The sequence below is a fragment of the Yersinia sp. 1652 StPb PI genome (genome assembly GCF_041538345.1).
Taxonomy (GTDB): domain Bacteria; phylum Pseudomonadota; class Gammaproteobacteria; order Enterobacterales; family Enterobacteriaceae; genus Yersinia; species Yersinia enterocolitica_E.
Genome location: NZ_JAULSM010000001.1, coordinates 1,308,369 through 1,332,677, shown reverse-complemented (window position 1 = coordinate 1,332,677; position 24,309 = coordinate 1,308,369). Strand labels below are relative to the sequence as shown.

Below are 24,309 nucleotides of genomic sequence, written 5' to 3'. Positions count from 1 at the left end.
CCCATAACAGAACAGCCAGCCGGGTTTACCCCTGACTGGCTGTTACGTTAATTCACAATAACCGATTATTTCTTCTTAGCGTATTTCAGTGAGTCTAATGCGACGGCAAAGATAATGATCGCACCTTTAATAATATACTGCCAATAAGGGTTCACACCGATATAAGTTAATCCGTAGTTAATAACGGTAAAGATAATTACCCCTGTCACTACACCGATAACGGTACCAACACCACCACTAAAGGACACACCGCCCACCACACAGGCGGCAATCGCATCCAACTCGTACATAAAGCCAAGGTTGTTAGTCGCACTACCGATACGGCCTGCTTCCAACATACCGCCGAAGGCATAGAACACACCGGACAAGGCATAGATCATGATCAAGTTTAGTGGCACATTCACACCAGAAACTTTTGCCGCTTCCGGGTTACCGCCGATGGCAAAAATATTTTTACCAAAGCGAGTTTTATTCCACAGCACCCAGACAAAGCCGATAGCAATCAAAGCATAGAAGGTAATATAAGACAGTTTGAAATCACCAAACCGCAAGAACCCTTGAGCAAAGGTTGAGAATGCCGGATCAAAACCTGCAATCGGTGATGCGCCAACGAAATCGTAATACAGGGAGTTAATCCCGTAGACGATAATCATCGTACCTAATGTAGTAATAAATGGAGTCACATTCAGGTAAGCAATGATAATACCGTTGACCAAACCAATAATCGCACCAATCAAACAGACGGTTAAAATAACAATCGGAATCGGCACGGTGTGTAAATCAGGGAAAACTTTATTAACGTTATCCATTGCTTGCAACATGGTCGCCGCAACTACCGCCGCCAAACCTACCTGACGCCCGGCTGACAGGTCGGTCCCTTGGGTAACAATCAGCCCTGCCACACCCAGTGCGATAATAATACGCACCGATGATTGGGTCAGAATGTTACTTAAGTTCATCAGACTTAAAAACGTCGGGTCCTTAACAATAATAATTGCCAGTAATACGAACAACACCACATAAATCCCGCTCTCTTTAAGGTAAGTGAGCATACTTTTCTTATTTAACGCATTCATAATAAGAACCTTCGACTAGATTAGAGATGCAAGGATGCAAGACGTAATATTTCATTTTGCGTGGTTTGCTTAGTATCAACAATTCCCGCAACCTGACCATTACTCATTACTAAAATTCTGTCAGTGATCCCTAGTAGCTCAGGCATTTCAGAGGAGATAATAATAATCCCTTTGTCTTTCTTCGCTAATTCAGTCATTAACTGATAGATTTCAAACTTAGCACCGACATCAATACCTCGAGTCGGCTCATCCAACATTAATATTTCTGGTTGAGTCAGTAGCCAACGGCCAATAATTACTTTCTGCTGGTTACCACCGGATAAAGAGCCAATACTGGTACGGTGACCGGGCGTTTTTACACGCATCGCATCGATAACCCATTGGGTATCGCTCTTCATGCGCGTATTATCCAGCAGCCCAAATTTATTTTTATAGTTACGGATATTAGAGATTAGGGAATTAAAACCCACATCGAGATAAGCGTAAATCCCGGTTGAGCGGCGCTCTTCAGTTACCAGTGCAAACCCATGATTAATGGCTTCATTGGCACTATGGTTATTAATACTTTTGCCATGTAACTTAATGGTCCCGGCCACTTTTTCGCGGATACCAAATAAGGTTTCAACAATATCGGTGCGCTTGGCCCCAACCAAGCCAGCAATCCCCAAAATCTCGCCTTTATGCAAATCAAAGGAGACATCACGGATCGAGGGTTGGCGCAGCGAGGTCAGATTTTTCACTTCCAGAATGACTTCACCCGGCTTGTTCAGGCGATCAGGGAAACGCTGACTCAGTGAGCGCCCCACCATCATTGAGATTATCTGATCCATGGTCAGCCCTTCCAGCGGCTGGGTAGTAATCCACTGACCATCACGCAAAATAGTGATTTCATCACACAGTTGGAATATTTCTTCCATCTTGTGAGAGATATAAACAATGCCGCAGCCACGCTCTTTCAATTTACGAATAATCGTAAATAGATGATTAACCTCTTTCTCGGTTAATGAAGAGGTCGGCTCATCCATGATGACGATTTTGGCGTTATAAGAGAATGCCTTGGCAATCTCGATCATTTGCATTTGAGATACTGATAATGTTGCGACTTTATCGCGGGGATCAATATCAATATCCAATTCATCAAAGATAGCTTTGGTATCTTTGTACATTTTATCTTGATCGACAAAAAAACCTTTGGTTGGGTAACGACCCAGCCACATGTTGTCCATCACTGTACGTTGTAACACCAGGTTTAATTCCTGATGAACCATAGAGACACCGTGCTCTAATGCTTCTTTAGAGCTTTTAAATTCTATTTCTTGCCCCTGAAAGAGAATACTCCCGGAGTCTTTTTTATAGATACCAAACAGACATTTTAATAGCGTTGACTTACCTGCGCCATTTTCTCCCATTAATGCATGGATCGAACTTGGCCGCACTTTAAGATTTACGTTATCTAACGCCTTTACACCTGGAAATGATTTATTGATATTACTCATTTCCAGCAACCACTCACGGGGTTGTGCTGTATTAATATCGGCCATAGTTATACCTGGCTAAGAATTGCCACTCACCTGCGAGATAAATACCTTATCCGCCGATAAGTGCATATTCAAAATAAGGATCAATGCAAAAAACCTTCTGCCCCGGTGCTGGTTACCCAATATCGGGGCCAGAAGGTTAATAATTACTGCTTTACCCTTAGCACTGACACAGCTTTGGGCACTACCTATCACGACAGGCTGTTATTTAGTAAATTCAGCCAGGTTATCTTTATCAACACCTACATACGGAATACGTACGATTTTGTTTTCAATTTTCCAGTTAGTCCCTTCAGCAGCAGGTTTACCGGCAGCCAGATTTTTAACTAAATCGAAAGTTGCTTTAGCTTGATTGTTGGCATCGTTCAATACGGTACCGGCCATTTGGCCTGATTTCACCAGTGCTAACGCTTCTGGCAAGGCATCAACACCAAATACTGGAATACTGGTTTTGTTATGAGCTTTCAAGGCTTCTACTGCACCCATCGCCATCGCATCGTTGTTAGCAATAACCACTTCGATCTTGTTGGCGTTAGGGCCAGATAACCAGGCATCCATTTTATCTTTAGCTTGCGCGGTATCCCACATTGCAGTATCTAACTGCAATTGTTGAGTCGGCAGACCTTTTTCATTCAACGTTTTAATGACATAAGTTGTACGTGCTTCGGCGTCTGGGTGACCCGGCTCGCCTTTCAACAGCACAAATTGGATTTTGCCATCTTTGTTCAGATCCCATGCTGGGTTGGCTTTCCAGTGTTTCGCAATCAGCTCACCCTGAATAACACCAGACTCTTTAGAGTCAGTCCCTACATAGTAAGCTTTATCGTAACTATCCAATGCCTTACGTGAAGGTTCTTTGTTATAGAACACGATCGGCACATCGTTGCCGCGTGCTTTATCAATAACAACCGGAGCTGCTGCTGGGTCAACCAGGTTAATGGCCAGCCCTTTCACACCTTTAGCCAGCAATACGTCAATCTGATCGTTTTGCTTGGACTGGTCATTTTGGGAGTCATTCATCAGTAAGGTAACGTCAGGAGATGCTTTAGCATCTTTCTCGATAGCTTTACGGACCACGGACATAAAGTTGTCATCATATTTATAAATAGTGACACCAATACGGGTATCAGCTTGAGCAGCCGCGCCAAACATCATGCTGGCAACCAGGGTCGCTAATGTGAAAACCTTCTTATTCATTTGTATCTCCGGGTTTATGTAGGGTAGTACAGGGTGATAACACCGTCGCCTTAACGTGAGAAAGACCCATCGTTCAAAGCTGCTGACACTGAATATCTATCGTCCTTGAGCGCACTCCACTCCGAGAAAGCCGCCTGAGTCGTCAAAAACCATGCCACTTACAAACTCAACATCTGCGGAACGCGTGTTTGTAAATCACTATTCTAAAACCCGCTACCGTGTGTTTTTTTATCCGGTAACCGATGACATATTGATACATTCAGGTAGAAAACAACTAGAGCATAGACGGGCCGTTGTTAAGAATCTGTGAATTTTCTCACAGATTGAAAACGGTTACACAAGAATAAATACGTAACTAGTGAGCGACCCCACAAATTGCGACAGAATGACGCGGTACCAATGTGGGTTTAAAACAATAAGCCGCGTGCGGGTCTGGCGGATGACTGGCCCCCTCAAGTGCCAGCTCTGTGGCTAAAGTTGCCATAGAAACAATAGGATAACGCACTGTGGTCAATTTGGGGCTGGTATAGCGGGCAATAGGGATATCATCAAAGCCCACCAGCGAAAACTGCTCAGGGACACTGATACCGTTTTCTTTCAACACCGCCAGCGCACCAGCAGCCATTGAGTCGTTATAGGCAAACACCGCACTGAGCTGTAAATTGCGACCCAGCAAGTCAATCATGGCACGCTCCCCCCCAGCCAGATCAGGAGTACCAAATGCTCGCCAACTGTCAGGAGCAGTGATACCGGCGGTCTCAAGCGCATTTAGGTAACCCGTTTGACGCTGGATAACATCATCAATCGGGTGGTTGGAACCGAGAAAACCGATACGTTGGTGCCCTTGTTTAAGCAGTAAACGGCATGCCATTTGCGCACCGCTAATATTGTCTAATCCTACACAACGGTGCTCAAACCCAGGAATAATCCTATTAATCAGAACCATACCTGGAACCTGATCTAAAAAAGCGATTAACTCACCGTCACTCAATGCCTTAGCGTGAACAACCAATGAATTACAGCGTTGACGCAGTAGCACTTCAATGGCATGACGCTCTTTATCGGCCTGGTGGTAGCTATTACCAATCAACAGATATTTTTGATGTCGTTGGGCTACGGTGTCTACCGCTTTCACCAAGGCACCAAAAAAGGGATCAGAGACATCCATCACCACCACACCGACAGTATCGCTACTTTGTGTTGCCAGTTTTTGTGCATTAGCATTTGGGCGGTAGCCCAGTTCTGACACCGCTTTCAGCACTGCGGCGCGCGTTTCTGGCCGAATAGCAGCGCTGTTATTGAGGACACGGGATACCGTAGCCAGCGAAACGCCAGCCCGCGAGGCCACATCACGAATGGTGATACTATTTCCAGATGAATGCAGAGCAGCCATGACCTTATCCTGTGAATAAGTAACCATGCGCGTGTTGATATGAACTGGGCATGGCAGGTGGCTTATCCTACCCAGTTTGTTGAATTTGCCACGTGAAATGCGTCACAAGAAAGAAAACGTTTACATACAAATTTGCAACCCGCTCGATCATTTTTACTTTACAGACGCATTCAGGGCTTAGTGTTGCGTGGTTGTAACGATTGACCGCAAGCATAGGCGGTCAATTTTCGCCATAACCACTCGAGTGGCCCTTGGGCAAAGTAATGCAGCCATAGCAGGGAGAATAGGATATTACACAGCCAGACCAGTGGAACAATCGCGAGAAGTTGTAGGCGGTCAAGCTGTTGATATAAGCCGAAGTGATAGAAGATCAGCGTACATATCAATGTTTGCAGTAAATAATTACTCAGAGCCATGCGCCCTACCTGTGCCAACCAATGATTGACACGCCAACCGGATATTGTGGGACCGAAGCCATACAGCAGAGCCAGATAGCCCACAGCCTGTAATGGAGCCCCTAACTCACGGGGAACTTGCAACAAAAAACCGCTCCAACGGTAATCCCAGCCCACTGCCCATTGCAGTGCCACCCCCGGTATTTGGATAACTAATGAAAGCGGTATCAAACATGCCGCAAGCAAACGGTAGTGCCGCAAGCTAAAATCACCGCGTAGCCAGCCAGAACGCATTAACCCAGCACCAAATAACATCGAGCCCGCCAGCTCCCAGCCATATTGGGCGCCGATAGCAATCAAATTGGATGACAACAGATCTAACCGGTTCTTCCAGGCTTCCATGCCCCCCTGCAACTTCCAAAATTGCTCATATTGCAGATCCGCAGGCCCCGGCTGCCAAAATCGCCCCGGTTCGCCATTGGTGATAAACCCCAGTAGCAGCAATACCGCGACACCCACTAAATACAGCACCGCACCGGTACGCAACAAACTGGCGGCATCTTTGGCATCACGAATCATTCGCCAACACACCAGACCGATCAAACCATAAGCAAATAGAATGTCTCCATCCCAGAAAAAGATACCGTGAATTAATCCCAGTAATAGCAATAAGGAAAGTCGCGCCCGAATCCAGCTCTTGCCGCGTTTAAGTAATAGCTCAAGGCCCGCACCAAACAGAATGGCGAAAATAGATAAGAACTTGGCCTGTGCCACAATATCGAGAATGGCCCAAGTCCAGGCATCGGATAGCGAAGGAAGGCCCAGATAGGCCGGATTAAGATAAGCAGCCTTTGACAGACCGAAGGCGCTGATATTGAGCAGCAGAATGCCAAGGATGGCCAGCCCTCGCGCACTGTCTAACGTTGCGATGCGTTGACGCATACCCGACATCCTGTGTACGGGCACCCACTGGCACCCTCTCTGAAAAGGCTAATTAGCCGTTGTGACGTTAGCTATTATGACGAACAGCACGCAGGAATTCCTGGCGTGTATTCTGGCTGGATTTGAATAACCCGCCTAATGATGTCGTGGTGGTCGCACTGGTAGCATCACGGATACCGCGCGCTTTAACGCAATAATGCACTGCATCGATAGAAACTGCGACATTATTAGTGCCTAACAGTGTCTGTAGTGCCAACAGGATTTGCTGTGTCAGCCGCTCTTGCACTTGCGGGCGCTGAGCAAAGAACTGCACGATACGGTTGATTTTAGATAAGCCAATCACACTGTCTTTGGGAATATAAGCGACAGTGGCTTTACCATCGATAGTGACAAAATGATGTTCGCAGGTACTGGTCAGGGTGATATCTCGTACCGTGACCATTTCATCGACCTTCATTTTATTCTGAATCAGGGTGATTTTGGGGAAATTTTCGTAATCCAGTCCAGAGAAAATCTCATCAACATACATTTTGGCAATACGTCTTGGCGTATCCGCCAGACTATCGTCTGACAAATCAAGATTCAGCAATTGCATGACTTCAGTCATATGCGCTTGAATCTTGGTTTTACGCGTTTGGGCATCTAACTCTTGTTTGCGCAGCGGGGTTTCAAGACCACGGGCCAGCAATGCCTCATGAACCAACTCAGCTTCTTTACTTAGCGATGACATTCTTTTCTCCAGCAGGCGTACACATCCGAACAGTATAAACATGATGTAGATCACGTTCGGATTTTGCTCCTCACTTTAGTTGAGAGCAAAATGATTATCCAGTGATTGTTATTCATATCGAATCATTATTTACATCATGATGAAATAGTTGCATTTGGTGCATCCACGGTAGCGTAAATCAACCGGTAACCGTTTCCTGAGCGCGACGTGGCGTTTTGATAACCAACCCTCCAGCAATGAACAGTGCCACCACTGCCACGTACAGCGCAGGCTCTAACCGGTGAGTCAAGGTTGTTGAGATAGCGGATAAGATTGGGCCAACCAGTTGTCCAATAGCATAACCGGTGGTCAGTAAACCGGCCATATAGCGGGTGTGTTGCGGTGCCAGCTCCCGGCCATGCTGCAATGAAAGTTGCACCACACTCAGGAAACCGCCACCGGTCAGTAATGCCCCTAAGGCCAACCCACTCACTCCCGGCACTAGCTCCGCGCACAATACCCCCAATGCCTGTACCCAGAGTGTTAATGCCAGGCGGGTTTGCGAACTCAGGCAATGGCGGGTCAAAATACCGATAGTGATCCCTATCACCGCCGCGCCACCAAACACCGGCCAGACAAACTGGGCAAACAGGCTCTCTGGGAAGCGCGCTGCTGCCATTTGCGATAAAAATGTTGCGGGCAGAATATAACCGAATCCCGCCAAACTGTAGCTCCACACCAGGCGCTTGAGTGCTGGCGTTAAGGTCAGCGGAATCGCCGCAATATGCGGGCGATGTAGTTCCCCACTTCGCGGCAGATTAATACTTATCATGGCAATAATAACTAACGCCAATACACCATAGACCAGCCAGGCTTGAGCGGCCGATAAACCATAGCTATGAATAACCACTGCTAACATACCGCTGATGAATATGCCCGCGCCCGGCCCGGCAAATACTGCGGCACTGAGTGCCGGACGACCGAAGTGGGCCAGACGTTCATTGGTCCAGGCGGCGATAAGCACCATCGACCAGCCACTGGCCCAGCCAATGGCAAAACGTACCACGCCATGCCACCACGGCCCATCAACTACTGCGGATAGCAGCGTAAGCGTTACCGCCCCCCACAATCCGAGCCATAAACGGCGCTCCACATGGCGGCTGGCGCGCATAGCATCAAAAGCGCCAAACAGGTATCCCAGATAATTAAATGCTGCCACCAGCCCGGCACCGGTTAGGGTGAACTGATGCTCTGCGATCATTAGCGGCACTTGCGGCGTAAAAGCAAAACGGCCAATTCCCATCGCCACCACTAACGCGAGAAAACCACTTAATGCAATTCTTAATGCCATCTGCCCTGCCCATTGATTGCTGACAGATAATTCCTGCCAGACGGTTAAAAGAAAGTTGCCAATATCATGCCTGAGCATTAGAATCACAAAAAATGAATAATACTCATTAAGTTCATCACAAAAAGAGAACACCTATGGACCTGACCCAGCTACGCATGTTTTGCTGTGTAGCAGAAACCGGTTCCGTTGCCCGGGCAGCGGAGCAGATGCACCGCGTCCCGTCAAATTTGACGACCCGCCTGCGCCAACTTGAAGTTGAGCTGGGTGCCGACCTGTTTATCCGTGAAAAACAGCGCCTGCGGCTCTCCCCGATGGGCCATAACTTCCTCTGCTACGCCAACCGGATTCTGGCGCTAAGCGAAGAGGCAATGCGCATTACGCATGCTGGCGAACCGGCGGGTAACTTCCCATTAGGCTCGATGGAAAGCACTGCTGCCACCCGTCTGCCTAATTTGCTGGCGGCCTATCATCAGCGCTACCCACAGGTGTCCTTATCACTGATCACCGGGACATCGGGTGAAATCATTGAACAGGTACGGGCCGGAACACTGGCGGCAGCACTCGTTGATGGGCCAGTTCAACATGATGAACTGCACGGGTGCCGCTCTTTCGACGAGCAACTGGTGATCATTTCTTGTCTGGACCACCCTCCGATTATGCAAGCCCGCGATGCGGTGGATGAGACACTATTTGCCTTTCGCCCCAGTTGCTCTTACCGCTTGCGCCTGGAGAGTTGGTTCCGTCAGGCCGGTGTCTTACCGGGCCATATTATGGAAATCCAGTCTTACCATGCCATGCTGGCCTGTGTTGCCAGTGGTGCCGGGCTGGCATTGATACCCCATTCGGTATTGGCGCTACTGCCGGGCCATGAACGGGTACAAGTTCATGCCTTACCGGCTGATGTTGCCAATACCGCAACTTGGCTTATCTGGCGTAAAGATGCCTTTAGCCCCAATGTCCGCAGCTTAAAAGAACTGATTATCGAGCAGATTGAAATTCAGTGACTTATCTGACGGCTTGCCGCTTATCGGCCATAATTTATACAAACCATGTTGACTTACGCCCAGACAGCCAGACGCAACATATTAGATACATTAAAAATTCATTTATATAACACTCATCACACAGAAGCTATAGGAGCAACACCATGCAGATGATTAAAACTCGCGCCGCAGTCGCATGGGGGCCAAACCAGCCGCTATCGGTTGAAGAAGTTGATTTGATGCCACCGCAGAAAGGCGAAGTGCTGGTACGGATTGTCGCCAGTGGCGTATGCCACACCGATGCCTACACCTTGTCAGGCAAAGATCCCGAAGGGATATTCCCAGTGATCCTCGGCCATGAAGGTGGTGGGATTGTAGAAGCAATCGGCGAAGGTGTTACCAGCGTTGCAGTGGGTGATCACGTCATTCCGCTGTACACACCAGAATGCGGTGAATGTAAATTCTGCCGCTCCGGTAAAACCAATTTGTGTCAGGCGATCCGTAGCACTCAGGGCAAGGGTTTGATGCCTGATGGCACCACTCGTTTCTCTAAAAATGGCCAGCCGATCTTCCATTACATGGGGACTTCAACCTTCTCTGAACTGACAGTGGTACCGGAAATATCACTGGCAAAAATCAATAAAGAAGCGCCATTAGAAGAAGTTTGTCTGCTCGGTTGTGGCGTCACCACCGGCATGGGGGCTGTGATGAACACAGCAAAAGTCAAACCGGGCGACACTGTCGCCATCTTCGGCTTGGGTGGCATTGGTTTATCGGCAGTGATTGGGGCGAAAATGGCTGGCGCCAGCCGCATCATTGGCATTGATCTCAATACCAGTAAATTCGAGCTGGCCCGCAAACTGGGCGCAACAGACCTGATTAACCCGAAAGATTATGATAAACCTATTCAGGATGTGATCGTCGAGCTGACCGATGGCGGCGTAGATTTCTCCTTTGAATGTATTGGTAACGTCAATGTTATGCGCTCAGCGCTTGAGTGCTGCCATAAAGGCTGGGGCGAATCAGTCATCATTGGTGTTGCCGGTGCCGGTGAAGAGATTTCAACCCGTCCATTCCAATTGGTCACCGGCCGTGTATGGCGTGGCTCAGCATTTGGTGGTGTCAAAGGGCGCTCCGAGTTACCGGGCATCGTGCAGCAATATCTGGACGGTAAATTCGCTCTGAATGATTTTATTACCCATACCATGGGGTTAGATCAAATCAACGAAGCCTTCGATTTGATGCATGAAGGTAAATCTATCCGTACCGTGATCCATTTTAATCATTCCTCACAAAACAAATAAGGCAAGGAGGCAGGCAACGCATGAATACGTCACTTGAACTTCTCGAAGAGCACCGGATGTTTGGCGGGTGGCAGCAACGCTATCGCCACGCCGCCAGCAGCCTGAATTGCAATATGACCTTCAGCATCTATCTGCCCCCCCTACGGGATGACAACCCGCCACCGGTGCTTTACTGGCTGTCGGGTCTGACCTGTAATGATGAAAACTTTACATTGAAAGCCGGTGCGCAGCGGGTAGCCGCTGAGTTGGGTCTGGTACTGGTTATGCCGGATACCAGCCCACGTGGCGATGATGTGCCGAATGACGAAGGTTATGATTTAGGGCAAGGCGCGGGGTTCTATCTCAACGCAACACAAGCGCCCTGGTCTAAACATTTTCAGATGTATGATTATATCAGCCAGGAGTTACCGGCGCTGATCGCCCAGCATTTCGAAGTGAGTGGCCGTCAGTCTATTTGTGGCCATTCAATGGGGGGCCACGGGGCATTGATGCTAGCACTGCGTAACCCGCAGCAATACCAATCAGTTTCGGCCTTTGCGCCGATAGTCAATCCGTGTCAGGTGCCTTGGGGGCGCAAAGCCTTTACTGCGTATTTGGGTACCGATGAGAGTCAGTGGTTGCAATATGATAGTTGCCACTTACTTACACATGCCCACACCCAACTGCCGATGCTGGTAGATCAAGGTGATAGTGATCAGTTTCTGGCAGACCAGTTACAACCGGCAAAATTAGCTGAATTGGCACGGCAACACGATTGGCTACTGAGACTTCGTATTCAGCCGGGTTATGACCATAGCTATTTCACCATAGCCACATTTATTGAAGATCACCTACGCTTCCATGCGAAATTCTTACATCGCTAACGGATATCACTCAGCCGATCAACAATAATAGAAAACTTAAAGCTCCTTCGGGAGCTTTTTATTTTATTTAAGATATATAGCTTACTATTGTTACGCCAATAACTAATAATCCTTTAGTTTAATAACATAATTAATAAATTATTATAAAAAGCATGATGAAAAAAACATTGATAAAATAGGAGAAAAGAATTACAAATAAATAGCTCAATACTCACCGAGGGTGAGCAGCACAAGAAAGGAATAAACTTAAAAGGAGATTTATATGTTTACGTCGAATCAATCAAATGAAAGAATAAATAACACTCACTTAATGGCATTAAAGGCTAAGTTAGAGTCGTTAGAACAATCATTTAAAAATAATTTATTTTCTATAAATGACCATGAAATAGAAAATCTAAAACGCAGCAACTCCAACAACCAAATAACCGCCTGGAATTGGTCAAAAAGTTTTACACAACAATAAATCAAACAATGGTGCTTTTAATTAAACCAAATTAAGATGCTATTAGTAACATCTTAATTATAACAATCATTATCGTTTGGTGAATTTTAGAAAAAAATAACATCACCACTCTATTTTATTAAAATCAGCGAGATGTTTTCCATGCTAACAAGTGAATTTTTCAATGATCTGAAGCTAAGCCCAGTATCAAGCATGTTAGCAATACTAATAACGGCTATAGGATTGATCTCACTATTTTTTGTATTGCTTCTTTATTTAACAGACTCTTGTATTGAAAAACATAATAGTAACTATAAAGATATATATCGGATAGAAACATCATTTAATCTACCTAACGGCGATGAAGTGAAGTCAGCACAAGTTCCATTCCCACTTATTTCCGTATTAAGAAATGATAAAGATATCAAAAAGATTGATTACATCGCACGTATTTTCACCAACCTACATATCAATGATAAGACGTATTCAAATATTGATATCTATGCAATTAGCACCGATTTTTTTAACACATTGAATCCCTATCAACAAAAAAATCTCTATCTGGCGCAGAATGAAATTATCATTACCCCAGAGTTTAACCGACAATATCTTCATCTGGATAATCCTCAAGGGCATGTCATAACGTTAGGTGATAAAGGCCAATTTCTTATTAAAGATGTTGTTGAATTTAATCCATCCAGCCGTTTTAAAACGACTGCAGTTATCGCATTCTCTCCTGAAATATTAGATGGCTACCACGATAAAAGACATGATTGGTATGATACCCATGCCTACGCTTTTATCACGATGAAATCTGGGATCAGCCCCACCCCAGAGCAACTAAACTCTCACGTTATTCAGCACGCACCACAGCTTCCAGGAGCCCCTTTTAGTCCAGAAGAATTCATTCAGCTTTCAGCACGTAATATTGCTGATATCCATTATGACAATGCATTGCCTGATGAAATTAGCACTGTAGTTTCAAACTCATACTTAAATATTTTATACGCCTCAGGTGTATTTATTTTTTTTGCTACGACAATGAATTTCTTCAATATTAACAATGTGATAAATACAAAGAAGAGAAACAGTTTCTATATAAAAAAAGCCGTTGGCGCGTCCCGTTACCAGCTAATCACAGAAGCATTTTTTATTGCTACATTCCAAACTGCATTTGTATTGTTAGTTGCTCTTTTTATTTTGATGTCACTCGTGCAATTTTCCGATAGTGCCAGAGAGCTTATCTTTACTCATGGCAGTTATGACTTCTCAACCGCGTTATCTATTACTACGGCGCTAACTTATGCAGCTATTTTACTCGCCCACTACCTCTTTTTGCTGACGCTGACTTTGCCTAATAATACCTATAGCCACAGCATTGCTGCACAATCATCACAGTCACACTATATGACTCGTATTATGTTCTGCATGCAGATAATTATTGCAGGTATCATCATATACCTGTGGGCGGGTATAATGACACAGATGCATTTTATGAAAGATTACAATTTTGGTTATGAAAAAGAAAATGTAATAACATTTATGCTAAGTGACGAATTAAAATCAAAGACCGCAATAAACAATTTACAAGATGAATTAAGGAATGCAGCTGGAGTTAATAGTATCTCGTTAAGTAACTGGCGGCCATTTGACATGTCTCGGCAGAATACTTCTGTATTCCATAGTAATCAGCAAGAAAAAGACAAACTAGCCACAGTTAACATCCTAAAGGTAAATGAGCACTTTATTAATACCTGGGGGGTAAATATTCTAGCGGGGGAAAAAAGCCCATTATTACCCAGTGATAATAGCAACATTTACCATGCAATTGCCACGAAATCGTTTATGACATTAATGGGACAACAGTCCTATGACCATATACTGAATACTATTTTTTATATTAATGAGAATAACTCGCAACATTCAGTTAGGGTACTGAATGTGATCGATGACTTTTATCTGGCAGATAGAGAGGAGACAGCGCCTCCCTTACTTATTCTCATTCAAAACAATCCCCAACGCTATGGCGCTGTCAAACTTGAAAACATTCAAGACATCGGGAAAATAGAGAAAATATTACAACGCTATCACGTTAATACTGAGCATATAAAATCAGTCAGCAAGTTACACCAAGAATATTTCAGTAATAATATACTTATGTATAACACGATCAACACGGTAACATTATTTACAGTCATATTAGTATTAATAAGCACAATAATAATCAGCACCTCAGAGACCAAACGGCTCGAAAAAACACTAGCAATAATGGAGTCTATTGGCGGATCAATTTATACGCATATTATTTTCTTTATACAGCAGAACATTACACCTATCGTCATAGCAGTAATAATATCACTTCCTCTCGGTTTTATGTTATTGCATAATTGGCTGACACAATATAGTGTAATTAAAGGGTTATCTTATGTATATGCGACAGGTTCATTTATTACTTTTATTTTATGCGTAATTATCGTTATGACTATTACACTTATTTTCAATAGTAATACACTAAATAGTCAGAAGAAGAAATAACATCATGGATATAAATATTGAGCAGAGAAAAAATAAAAACACAACTGCTAAGTTAATTATTTTTTGCGTATTATTAGTTGTTATTGCTTGTCTTTATTATATTTATTATTTATCTACCGCTCAGCGCTCTTTACTCATATCACGAGAGAATGCTGTTTTCCATACTATTGAATCAGAAGTGTATCAGGATGTGCTGACAACCCGAGCTATCGCGGTACCTAAAGAAAGTATGATTGTATCAAGTGAACGAGGAGGAAAAGTCACTGAAGTCGCCAAACAGGCTTTCGATACTGTCGAGAAAGGCGATGTTATTATTCGTTTATCTAACTATGATTTTATGCTGGAAGCGACATCCAGAATAGTGAATATTACCGAGCAAATAAGCAATCTACGCAATATGAAAATACAATTGGAACAAGATAATAGAGAGACAAAACTTAATTTACAAGAGGCTCAGCATCAAATAACGACTATATCGAGAGATTTAGCCAGGCATAAAATCCTCGACATGAAATCAATGATTGCAAAATCCGAACTGGAAAACCAAGTCGGCATGTTAAAAAACTGGCAAATAAAAAGTGAAATTTTAAAAGAACATGATAATAAAAATAAAGAATCATTCCCCTCACAATTTAAGAGGATAGATGATTCTATATTATTACTGGAGAGAATACTGGATATCATAGAAAACGGGATGGAACAATTAGTTATAACAGCCCCCATTGATGGAGTTTTATCTATCCTTGATGTAGAACTGGGTCAACAAATAAAACCCGGCGAAAAAATTGCAATTATCGACAACCTTAAATCATATTATTTTAATGTTTATTTCAGTGAATATTACCTCGATAAAATTAAGCCACAAAGCCAAATCTTGGCAACAATAAATGGTCAAAATACACCACTACTTATTGAGTCAGTATCCACTATTATTGAAAATGGTAAATTCAAAGCAAAACTGATCCCTCTACATGACACTACCTCCCTACTTAAAAGAGGGCAATCTATTGAAATACAAATCCCACTACAAGAAAAAAACAGCTCTGCATTGATGGTACCAACTGATAGTATCATTTCCGATGATGATGGAAATAATTTCATCTATATATATCAGCCAGAAAATGATCTAGCTATTAAATCTAAAATAGAAATAGATCGTCGAAGCCCGATGAAAACAGAGATAATAGCAGGAATAAAGGTTGGGGAAATCATTGTCACCCCCCCAGAAACTAACAATAGTGAATACGATATTATTGAGTTCAAATAACATGCTAAATATACAAAATGCTGAAAAGTGTTATACCACCAAAACAATTAAAACCAAGGTTCTTAATCATCTTAGCTTCAGCGTTGAAAAAGGTGATTTCGTTTCTATTATGGGGCCATCAGGCTCAGGAAAATCCACATTACTTAATATCATCGGTCTGTTTGACTCTCTTGATAATGGTTCATTCACACTGGCGAAAAAAAACATTATTGATATGAGCTACTCACAAAAAATAATATTAAGACGATTATTAATAGGTTATATATTTCAATCATTCAATCTCATTTCACACTTATCTATTTTTGATAACGTTGCCTTACCACTTAAATATCGGGGCATTGGTAAAAAGGAACGTACCGAACAAGTTAACCAAATTTTAAACCTGTTCGATATTGATAACCGGAAAAATCATAAACCAATGCAACTCTCAGGCGGTCAACAACAACGAGTCGCCATCGCCAGAGCGATGGTATCTAACCCTGCATTGCTCTTGGCTGATGAGCCTACTGGCAATTTAGACAGTAAAAATGCCCGTTCTGTATTACAGCAATTAAAATATATAAACCAAAAAGGTACAACTATTATTATGGTTACACATTCAGATGAAGCTTCTGCATATGGCAACAGAATAATAAACATGAGAGATGGAATACTTACATAAACAAATAGGAATATACTATGGATAATATAATTCCGGTAAAATTCATTGATTGCACTAAGATAAATGATATAGGTCTCAAAGAACTGGAAAAGCTCGATACATGTGAATACAGAACACTATCATCTTATCTTATTGGTAAAATACCAGCAAAAAAATTACTCGATAGTGATGAGCTAGATACATTCAACGAAGAGATTAAAAAAAGTATTTCAGTGAAAGCTATTCAAGCAAAAAAACTGGTTGTTGTGTTAAAGGCAACCCGTTTATGTAATCTTCGTTGTACCTACTGCCACTCATGGGCAGAAGGCCCCAATCAGACGGTGTCATTTCATACCCTCGTCCGGACAGTACGGCAGATCCTTGCCATTCCTAATGTAAATAGATTTGAGTTTGTCTGGCATGGCGGTGAAATAACACTACTAAAGCCATCATTTTTTAAAAAGCTTATTTGGTTGCAGCAACAATTCAAGCGGCCAGAGCAATATATAACCAACACCATGCAATCAAATGTCGTTAACATCTCAAATGAGTGGTTAATATTTATTAAAGGTATTGGCATGAATGTCGGAATTAGTCTTGATGGAGTACCAGCGGTAAATGATAAACGGCGGGTAGACTATCGAGGCAGAAAGACATCTGATCGCATAGCCAAAGGAATAAAAAAACTTCTAGAGTATAATATTCCATATGGTGCTCTTATTGTTGTTGACCGAGAAGTTTATCAAACTGACATGAAAGAGATGTTGGACTATTTTATCTCAATAGAATTAACCCACATTGAGTTTCTTAATATAGTTCCTGATAATAGACTCGTTAAAGGGCAGTATGTTGGCGAAGGATTTATCAGTTATGCTGAATTTATCCAGTTTCTATCAGAGCTGTTTACTATTTGGGTAAACGGTTATCAGGGAAAGATACATATTGCTGTTTTTGATGATTTTATTCGTGTATTGAAAGATGCTAAAAATAAACCTTCCGCATGTTATTGGTCTGGCAATTGCTCGCAGGAAATTATCACCTTAGAACCCAATGGTGACATCTCTCCCTGCGACAAATATGTGGGTGATAAAGGTAGCATCTATGGATCTTTGTTAAATACTAACCTGGCGGATCTTTTAGCTCATTCATCGCATAATCAACAAGCCATCAATGAGGAAAAAAACGCGACTGAAAAAATGCAACATTGCGAGTGGTTTTCTATTTGTCATGGCGGCTGCCCTCACGACAGAGTTATTAATCGCAGACATACTGCAGGATATGATGATACATGTTGTGGAACAGGGAAATTACTGGCCACTATTAAGCATCATTTAGCCCATAGTTACTGAAGCCATCTTATTGTGGCTTCAGTTGTACACTACATTAGCCCTTTATAGTTCAACCTCTTGCCCTTTGCGGTGCAGGCGCAATGAAACCAGGAAGGTGACGAAGCACATTGCCGAAACGTACCAAAAGAAGCTGTTTTCCATATCAAAAGACTTGAGAGACAGCGCCACGTATTCAGCACTCCCACCAAACATGGCATTTGCAACTGCATAAGACAGGCCAACACCCAAAGCTCTGACTTCTGGTGGGAACATCTCTGCTTTTAGTAACCCGCCAATAGAAGTATAAAAACTGAGAATAATCAGGGCGGTAATAATCAGCATAAACGCAATATATGGACTGGTTACCCCTTTTAGTGCATGCAGAATAGGTACCGTTAATAGCATTGATAATAGACCAAACGTTAGCATAGATGTACGGCGGCTAATGCGATCGGATAATGCACCAAATAAAGGTTGTACCAACATAAAAATAAATAATGCCGCCGTCATGACCAGACTGGCGGTTTTCACATCCATCCCGGCGGTATTGACTAAATACTTTTGCATATAGGTGGTGTAGGTATAAAAAGAAAGAGAGCCACCCGCGGTGAAGCCTAGTACCATAATAAATGCGCGACGGTTCTTCCATAGCCCTTTCAAGCTGCCCGCATCCTTCTTATTACGGTTCTTCTCATCCGAGGTTTCATTCAGTGAACGGCGTAAGTAAAGAGCAACCACTGCCAACAGTGCGCCCAGAACAAAAGGAATACGCCAGCCCCAACTGTGCAATACCTCTGATGAAAGTGTTTGCTGTAATAGAACCAGCACCAATAATGCCAGCAATTGGCCGCCAATTAATGTGACATATTGGAACGAAGCATAAAACCCTTTGTGCCCTTTCACTGCGACTTCACTCATATAGGTGGCACTGGTGCCATATTCGCCCCCAACAGATAACCCCTGGAATAAACGGGCGACTAACAGTAAGACCGGTGCCAGGCTACCAATTGACGCATAGGTTGGCAGGCAGGCAATCATCAGCGAGCCGGCACACATCATATAGACCGAAATCAACATGGATAACTTGCGGCCATGTTTGTCAGCAATATAACCAAATAACCAGCCGCCAATCGGGCGCATCAAAAAACCAGCAGCAAAAACACCGGCAGTCTGCACTAATTGGGTGGTTGGATTATCACTGGGGAAAAAAAGCGGGGCAAAATAGAGCGCGCAAAAAGAGTAAATATAGAAATCAAACCATTCTACCAAATTCCCAGAAGAGGCCCCAACAATGGCTCGTATCCGTTGCCGGGTATCTGCTTTATCTGTCAGACGTGCTGATGTTCCCTGACCTTCTACCACAGTAGTGTCTAATGAAGTTGTTTCAACCATAATGATGCGTCTGCCATATTGTTAAACGTCCATGCCATATAAGCTCAGAACCGAGAAATCACAGACACTGAACTCTCATTTTTATATTGTTAGATTGTTATATATTGGTAACATTATCGTTTCAATGAGAGTTATAGCGCAGAGAGTAGTTTAGGAAAAACCTCAATTTTCTGTGTGATGTCAATGGCATAAATATGTTAAGTCGACTATTTGGTGAAGGCTTTTTTGTGAGCTGAACGACAGAAACAAACGGGAACAGTACGTAGTAAAAGTGACGATAAGTGGCCAGCACAGCGATGTTGCTGACCCTGTATTCGTCTGCCCTTTTCCGCCTAGAAAGCAGAATCGGGCTGGAGAAGAAAAGCCTGTTCCTCTGCACTTGAGACTCGCCCAAGGATATGATTGCGGTGTGGGTAGCGGCCAAAGCGATCAATAATCGCTTTATGGCGTAACTCATAATCAAGCTGATTGTCATTACCCAATTCGGTAAAGAGTTCTAATGCCTGTTTATGAATAAGCGCCGATTCGGAATGCATAAAAGGAAGATATAGAAAGCCGCGTTGAATATCAGATAATTGTTTCGTCTGACCACTGCTGATTGCTTCCTGCGCTAACACCAGCGCCATCCCGTCACAAGAAAATGACGCAGGTAAATCACGGAACAGGTTTCTGCTAAATTGATCCAGTATCAATATTTCCGCCAAACGCCCTTCAATTTTAAACCGCCAGTCGGCCAATTCCCCCTTTGATGCCGCTTGCCAAACCGGGCCAAACCGTTTGCGTAGCAGAGCATCAAAGTCCTCATCCTTTTTGAACCACAACGCCGGGTCCATCTCGTTAAACCAAAAGTCCAGAATCGATTGATACTCCATGTCACACCCCTGTGTTGCCTGCCGAAGGTTTATACCCATGAAAATAATAGCACTGATCAAGGTAGTATCAGTCTATCGTCTCTTTGCGCCGCCATCCATTCACCCACCTGACAATCTCTGCCATAATGGTTTCATTATTTGATGGTAGCTCAGCACCCATAATTACCTCTAGCTAACGGTGCACACTGACCACGGAGTCCAGCATGGATCACAGTAATACCTCGGATTTACTCTCTCTCGAACAAGCTCTGACTAAAATGCTGTCGCAGGTTACGCCATTGCAGGCAACAGAAATCATCGCATTGACCGAAGCGGCGGGACGTATCACCGCCAGTGCAATTACATCACCGATTGCTGTGCCCCCCTTCGCCAATTCAGCCATGGACGGATATGCTGTGCGTTGTAATGAGCTTAGCAGCACATTACCGCTGCCGGTGGCTGGTAAAGCTTTTGCTGGTGCGCCGTTTAAAGGTGAGTGGCCGGCCAATACTTGCGTGCGTATCATGACCGGTGCCCCAATCCCTGAGGGAGCCGATGCCGTCATCATGCAAGAACAAGCCGTGACCAGTGAACAAGGTGTCATATTCAATGGCCAGGTGCAGGTTGGGCAAAATATCCGCTTGCCGGGCGAAGATATCCAACAAGGTGCTGCCGTTTTCCCCGCAGGGGTAAAATTAGGTGCGGCGCAATTGCCGCTACTCGCCTCATTAGGCATTGCAGAGATTGCAGTATTTCGCTCACTAAAAGTGGCTATTTTCTCCACCGGAGATGAATTGCAACCAGTCGGGCAGCCCTTGGGCGAAGGGCAGATTTACGATACCAATCGTTTTGCAGTACGGTTAATGCTGCAACAGTTAGGCTGCCAGATAGTTGACCTTGGCGTGATCCGTGACGATCAACGCGCCTTGCGCACCGCATTTGAACAAGCCGATACCGCCGCTGACCTTGTTATCAGCAGTGGTGGTGTCTCGGTGGGTGAAGCGGATTACACCAAACAGATGCTGGAAGAGTTAGGCGATATCGGTTTCTGGAAGTTGGCGATAAAACCCGGCAAACCTTTTGCTTTCGGCAAATTGGATAACGCCTGGTTCTGTGGCTTACCGGGTAATCCAGTCTCGGCTGCGCTAACATTCTATCAGTTGGTACAACCCCTTATTGCTAAACTCTCCGGCCATGCGGGGTGGCGTGCACCACTGCGCCTCAACGCAGTCGCGACGACAAAATTGAAGAAATCCCCCGGCCGTTTAGATTTTCAACGCGGTATTTTCTCCACCAATGCTAGCGGTGAATTGGAAGTACGTACCACCGGCCATCAAGGGTCTCACGTCTTTAGTTCGTTCAGCCAAGGTAACTGCTTTATTGTGCTGGAACGAGAACGCGGCTCAGTCTCGATCGGTGAAACAGTTGAAATCGAACTGTTTAACGGGCTATTGGGACAATGAATTGTAAATTGTGCGGAGGCTGAGATGCTGCCAGAACTGACCGATGCCCAAGCCCTGCGTTATAACCGGCAAATCGTGCTGCGCGGTTTTGATTTTGACGGTCAGGAAAAACTGAATGCTGCCAAGGTGTTAATCGTTGGATTAGGGGGGCTAGGATGCGCAGCTGCACAATATCTGGCAGCCGCAGGCGTGGGCCACCTTACCCTGCTGGATTTTGATACGGTTTCGCTTTCCAACCTGCAGCGGCAGGTTTTGCATCGCGATAATCGTATCGGAATGTCAAAAGTGGCCTCTGCGGCATTGACGCTGTCTGAAATGAACCCCCATTTGGCACTGAAATCCATTGATGGTCAGTTAGATGACCAACAACTCGCGGCAACCATTGCTGAACATCAGTTGGTGCTGGATTGTACTGATAATGTCACCAGCCGCGAGCAACTCAATCGCCTGTGTCATGCACAACGTAAACCATTGGTTTCAGGTGCAGCAATTCGCATGGAGGGGCAAATCAGTGTTTTCACTTATCAGCCAAACCAACCCTGCTATCGCTGCCTCAGTCGGTTATTCGGTGACAATGCACTGACCTGTGTTGAAGCCGGGGTAATGTCGCCCCTGGTGGGGATTATTGGTAATTTACAAGCGATGGAAACCATAAAGCTGTTAGCTGATTATGGTCAGGTGATATCTGGGCGCATATTGATGTATGACGCCGCAACGGCAGAGTTTCGGACCATGAAGCTTGCCAAAGATGTCCACTGTGAAGTCTGTGGCAAAGATTAGCCGCCTATTTAGCGCAAAAAAAAAAGCTGATGCAATGCATCAGCTCTCTTATCAACACACCATCAATTAATCAGGACTGAATACCCTGGCTACGCAGATAGTCTTCGTAGTTACCGGTAAAGTCGATCAGCTTGCCTGGTGTCATTTCAATCACTCGGGTCGCTAAAGAACTGACGAACTCACGGTCATGGGAAACGAAGATTAGCGTGCCTTCGTACATTTCCAATGCCATGTTCAGCGCTTCAATCGATTCCATATCCAAATGGTTGGTTGGCTCATCCATTACCATGATGTTAGGACGCTGCATCATCAGCTTACCAAACAACATCCGCCCTTTCTCACCACCAGACAAGACCTGTACTTTCTTCTTAATATCATCCTGGCTAAACAGTAAACGGCCCAGCACACTGCGCACAGCCTGCTCGTCGTCTTTTTCCTGTTTCCACTGACTCATCCAGTCAAATACCGTCAGATCGATTTCAAAGTCGCTGGCATGATCCTGCGCGTAGTAACCGATCTTACTGTTTTCAGACCATTTCACGGTGCCAGAATCCGGCTCATAATCCCCTACCAAGGTTTTCAGCAAAGTCGATTTACCGATACCGTTTGGCCCGAGGATAGCCACTTTTTCACCCACTTCCAGGCGCAAATCCAGTTTTTTAAACAGCGGGCCGTCATCAAAACCTTTGGTCAACAGTTCAACTTCCAGCGCATTACGGAACAGCTTTTTATCCTGATCAAAGCGGATAAACGGGTTCTGGCGGCTAGATGCTTTCACTTCATCAAGCTGAATTTTATCAATCTGACGGGCGCGAGACGTCGCCTGTTTAGATTTAGAGGCGTTGGCACTAAAGCGGCTAACGAAAGATTGCAGCTCAGAGATCTGGGCCTTTTTCTTGGCGTTATCTGACAACAGACGATCACGAGCTTGCGTCGCCGCCGTCATGTATTCGTCATAGTTACCCGGATAAACACGCAGTTCGCCATAATCCAGATCCGCCATGTGGGTACACACCATGTTCAGGAAGTGACGGTCATGGGAAATAATAATCATGGTGCTGCTACGTTCGTTCAGCACTTGTTCCAACCAGCGGATAGTATCGATATCCAGGTTGTTGGTCGGTTCGTCGAGGAGCAAAATTTCCGGGTCTGAGAACAGGGCTTGCGCCAGCAATACACGCAATTTAAAGCCAGGAGCGATTTCGCTCATCAACCCATAATGTTGTTCAACCGGAATACCTACACCAAGCAATAATTCACCGGCACGGGCTTCTGCGCTGTAACCATCCATTTCACCATAGGCAACTTCCAGATCAGCCACTTTATAGCCGTCTGCTTCGCTCATTTCAGCCATAGCGTAGATGCGGTCGCGCTCTTCTTTTACTTCCCACAGCTCGCCATGACCCATAATAACGGTGTCCAGCACTGTGTTGTTTTCAAAGGCGAATTGGTCCTGACGTAACTTACCCAGACGCTCATTCGGGTCAAGGAATACGTTACCGCCGCTAGGAACTAAATCACCGCCAAGGATTTTCATGAAGGTGGATTTACCACAGCCATTAGCGCCGATCAGACCATAGCGATTACCGCCACCGAATTTTACTGAAATGTTTTCAAACAGCGGCTTGCTGCCGAATTGCATGGTGATATTGTTAGTACTTAGCACAGAGCTCGCTCTCGATTGGATTACTGAATAGGGATATTCAAGAATTATAGAAAATGTGATTCGGCGCGCATTATGCCACAAGATGGCAAGAGTATCGCCTCCAGTTTTGCACGAAATCTCAGCAAGAGCTTAAATCTGGCGCTAAGTGGCTGCGGCAATAAAAGCTTGATGCCACTAAAAGGGGCTATTAGCCC

The 24,309-nt window shown here is 44.6% G+C and carries 20 protein-coding genes; 10 read left to right on the top strand and 10 right to left on the bottom strand.

The genetic code is table 11. The features are described from left to right. Window positions 1-65: 65 nt before the first annotated feature. From mglC to Q2T71_RS06045, 7 genes are all read right to left on the bottom strand, one after another. Window positions 66-1,076, bottom strand: a complete 1,011-nt coding sequence (mglC, locus tag Q2T71_RS06075; protein WP_005187595.1) for a galactose/methyl galactoside ABC transporter permease MglC — start codon at window positions 1,074-1,076, stop codon at window positions 66-68. A gap of 20 nt (window positions 1,077-1,096) precedes the next feature. Next, window positions 1,097-2,617, bottom strand: a complete 1,521-nt coding sequence (gene mglA / locus Q2T71_RS06070) for a galactose/methyl galactoside ABC transporter ATP-binding protein MglA (protein WP_372558442.1) — start codon at window positions 2,615-2,617, stop codon at window positions 1,097-1,099. A gap of 201 nt (window positions 2,618-2,818) precedes the next feature. Then, a complete protein-coding gene (mglB, locus tag Q2T71_RS06065) occupies window positions 2,819-3,811 on the bottom strand; it encodes a galactose/glucose ABC transporter substrate-binding protein MglB (RefSeq protein ID WP_372558441.1) in 993 nt (330 codons plus the stop codon). Between the two features lie 355 nt (window positions 3,812-4,166). Next, a complete protein-coding gene (galS, locus tag Q2T71_RS06060) occupies window positions 4,167-5,204 on the bottom strand; it encodes an HTH-type transcriptional regulator GalS (protein ID WP_372558440.1) in 1,038 nt (345 codons plus the stop codon). Window positions 5,205-5,374: 170 nt separating this feature from the next. Further along, window positions 5,375-6,541 (bottom strand): DUF418 domain-containing protein YeiB, encoded by a 1,167-nt coding sequence (yeiB, locus tag Q2T71_RS06055; protein ID WP_083159389.1) that lies wholly within the window; start codon window positions 6,539-6,541, stop codon window positions 5,375-5,377. A gap of 67 nt (window positions 6,542-6,608) precedes the next feature. Further along, window positions 6,609-7,271 (bottom strand): GTP cyclohydrolase I FolE, encoded by a 663-nt coding sequence (folE, locus tag Q2T71_RS06050; RefSeq protein WP_042569448.1) that lies wholly within the window; start codon window positions 7,269-7,271, stop codon window positions 6,609-6,611. A 178-nt stretch (window positions 7,272-7,449) separates the two neighbouring features. After that, window positions 7,450-8,601, bottom strand: a complete 1,152-nt coding sequence (locus Q2T71_RS06045) for a YbfB/YjiJ family MFS transporter (protein WP_372558439.1) — start codon at window positions 8,599-8,601, stop codon at window positions 7,450-7,452. 134 nt (window positions 8,602-8,735) lie between these two features. Between Q2T71_RS06045 and Q2T71_RS06040 the strand changes: the two genes are divergently transcribed. From Q2T71_RS06040 to darE, 8 genes are all read left to right on the top strand, one after another. Continuing rightward, a complete protein-coding gene (locus tag Q2T71_RS06040) occupies window positions 8,736-9,605 on the top strand; it encodes a LysR family transcriptional regulator (RefSeq protein WP_372558438.1) in 870 nt (289 codons plus the stop codon). Window positions 9,606-9,748: 143 nt separating this feature from the next. After that, window positions 9,749-10,888 carry an S-(hydroxymethyl)glutathione dehydrogenase/class III alcohol dehydrogenase gene (locus tag Q2T71_RS06035; protein ID WP_050311956.1) on the top strand — a complete coding sequence of 380 codons (1,140 nt, stop codon included), beginning with the start codon at window positions 9,749-9,751 and terminating at the stop codon, window positions 10,886-10,888. Window positions 10,889-10,908: 20 nt separating this feature from the next. Next, on the top strand, window positions 10,909-11,751 hold the full coding sequence (gene fghA, locus Q2T71_RS06030; protein ID WP_372558437.1) for an S-formylglutathione hydrolase: 843 nt from the start codon (window positions 10,909-10,911) through the stop codon (window positions 11,749-11,751). A 262-nt stretch (window positions 11,752-12,013) separates the two neighbouring features. Further along, on the top strand, window positions 12,014-12,214 hold the full coding sequence (gene darA / locus Q2T71_RS06025) for a darobactin family peptide antibiotic (protein WP_372558436.1): 201 nt from the start codon (window positions 12,014-12,016) through the stop codon (window positions 12,212-12,214). Between the two features lie 141 nt (window positions 12,215-12,355). Continuing rightward, window positions 12,356-14,728: a darobactin export ABC transporter permease subunit gene (darB, locus tag Q2T71_RS06020; protein ID WP_372558435.1), complete on the top strand. Its 2,373-nt coding sequence runs from the start codon at window positions 12,356-12,358 to the stop codon at window positions 14,726-14,728. Between the two features lie 4 nt (window positions 14,729-14,732). Then, the gene (gene darC / locus Q2T71_RS06015; RefSeq protein WP_372558434.1) at window positions 14,733-15,995 is read left to right on the top strand and encodes a darobactin export ABC transporter periplasmic adaptor subunit; all 1,263 of its coding nucleotides are present in this window, start codon (window positions 14,733-14,735) and stop codon (window positions 15,993-15,995) included. A 1-nt stretch (window position 15,996) separates the two neighbouring features. Next, window positions 15,997-16,656, top strand: coding sequence for a darobactin export ABC transporter ATP-binding protein (gene darD / locus Q2T71_RS06010; protein ID WP_372558433.1), 660 nt, complete (start codon window positions 15,997-15,999; stop codon window positions 16,654-16,656). Window positions 16,657-16,673: 17 nt separating this feature from the next. After that, the gene (gene darE, locus Q2T71_RS06005; protein WP_372558432.1) at window positions 16,674-17,984 is read left to right on the top strand and encodes a darobactin maturation radical SAM/SPASM protein DarE; all 1,311 of its coding nucleotides are present in this window, start codon (window positions 16,674-16,676) and stop codon (window positions 17,982-17,984) included. A gap of 42 nt (window positions 17,985-18,026) precedes the next feature. Here darE and Q2T71_RS06000 read toward each other — a convergent pair whose 3' ends face one another. Together Q2T71_RS06000 and Q2T71_RS05995 are read right to left on the bottom strand one after the other, a co-directional pair. Then, on the bottom strand, window positions 18,027-19,355 hold the full coding sequence (locus tag Q2T71_RS06000; protein WP_083159411.1) for an MFS family transporter: 1,329 nt from the start codon (window positions 19,353-19,355) through the stop codon (window positions 18,027-18,029). A gap of 332 nt (window positions 19,356-19,687) precedes the next feature. After that, the gene (locus tag Q2T71_RS05995) at window positions 19,688-20,227 is read right to left on the bottom strand and encodes a DUF924 family protein (protein ID WP_372558431.1); all 540 of its coding nucleotides are present in this window, start codon (window positions 20,225-20,227) and stop codon (window positions 19,688-19,690) included. A 203-nt stretch (window positions 20,228-20,430) separates the two neighbouring features. Here Q2T71_RS05995 and moeA point away from each other — a divergent pair, with 203 nt between their 5' ends. Both moeA and moeB read left to right on the top strand, forming a co-directional pair. Continuing rightward, a complete protein-coding gene (gene moeA, locus Q2T71_RS05990; RefSeq protein WP_372558430.1) occupies window positions 20,431-21,669 on the top strand; it encodes a molybdopterin molybdotransferase MoeA in 1,239 nt (412 codons plus the stop codon). 24 nt (window positions 21,670-21,693) lie between these two features. Continuing rightward, a complete protein-coding gene (gene moeB, locus Q2T71_RS05985) occupies window positions 21,694-22,449 on the top strand; it encodes a molybdopterin-synthase adenylyltransferase MoeB (protein WP_372558429.1) in 756 nt (251 codons plus the stop codon). Window positions 22,450-22,519: 70 nt separating this feature from the next. Here the strand turns inward: moeB and Q2T71_RS05980 are convergent, their stop codons facing one another. Continuing rightward, window positions 22,520-24,115, bottom strand: a complete 1,596-nt coding sequence (locus tag Q2T71_RS05980; protein ID WP_071843536.1) for an ABC-F family ATPase — start codon at window positions 24,113-24,115, stop codon at window positions 22,520-22,522. Window positions 24,116-24,309 lie beyond the last annotated feature (194 nt).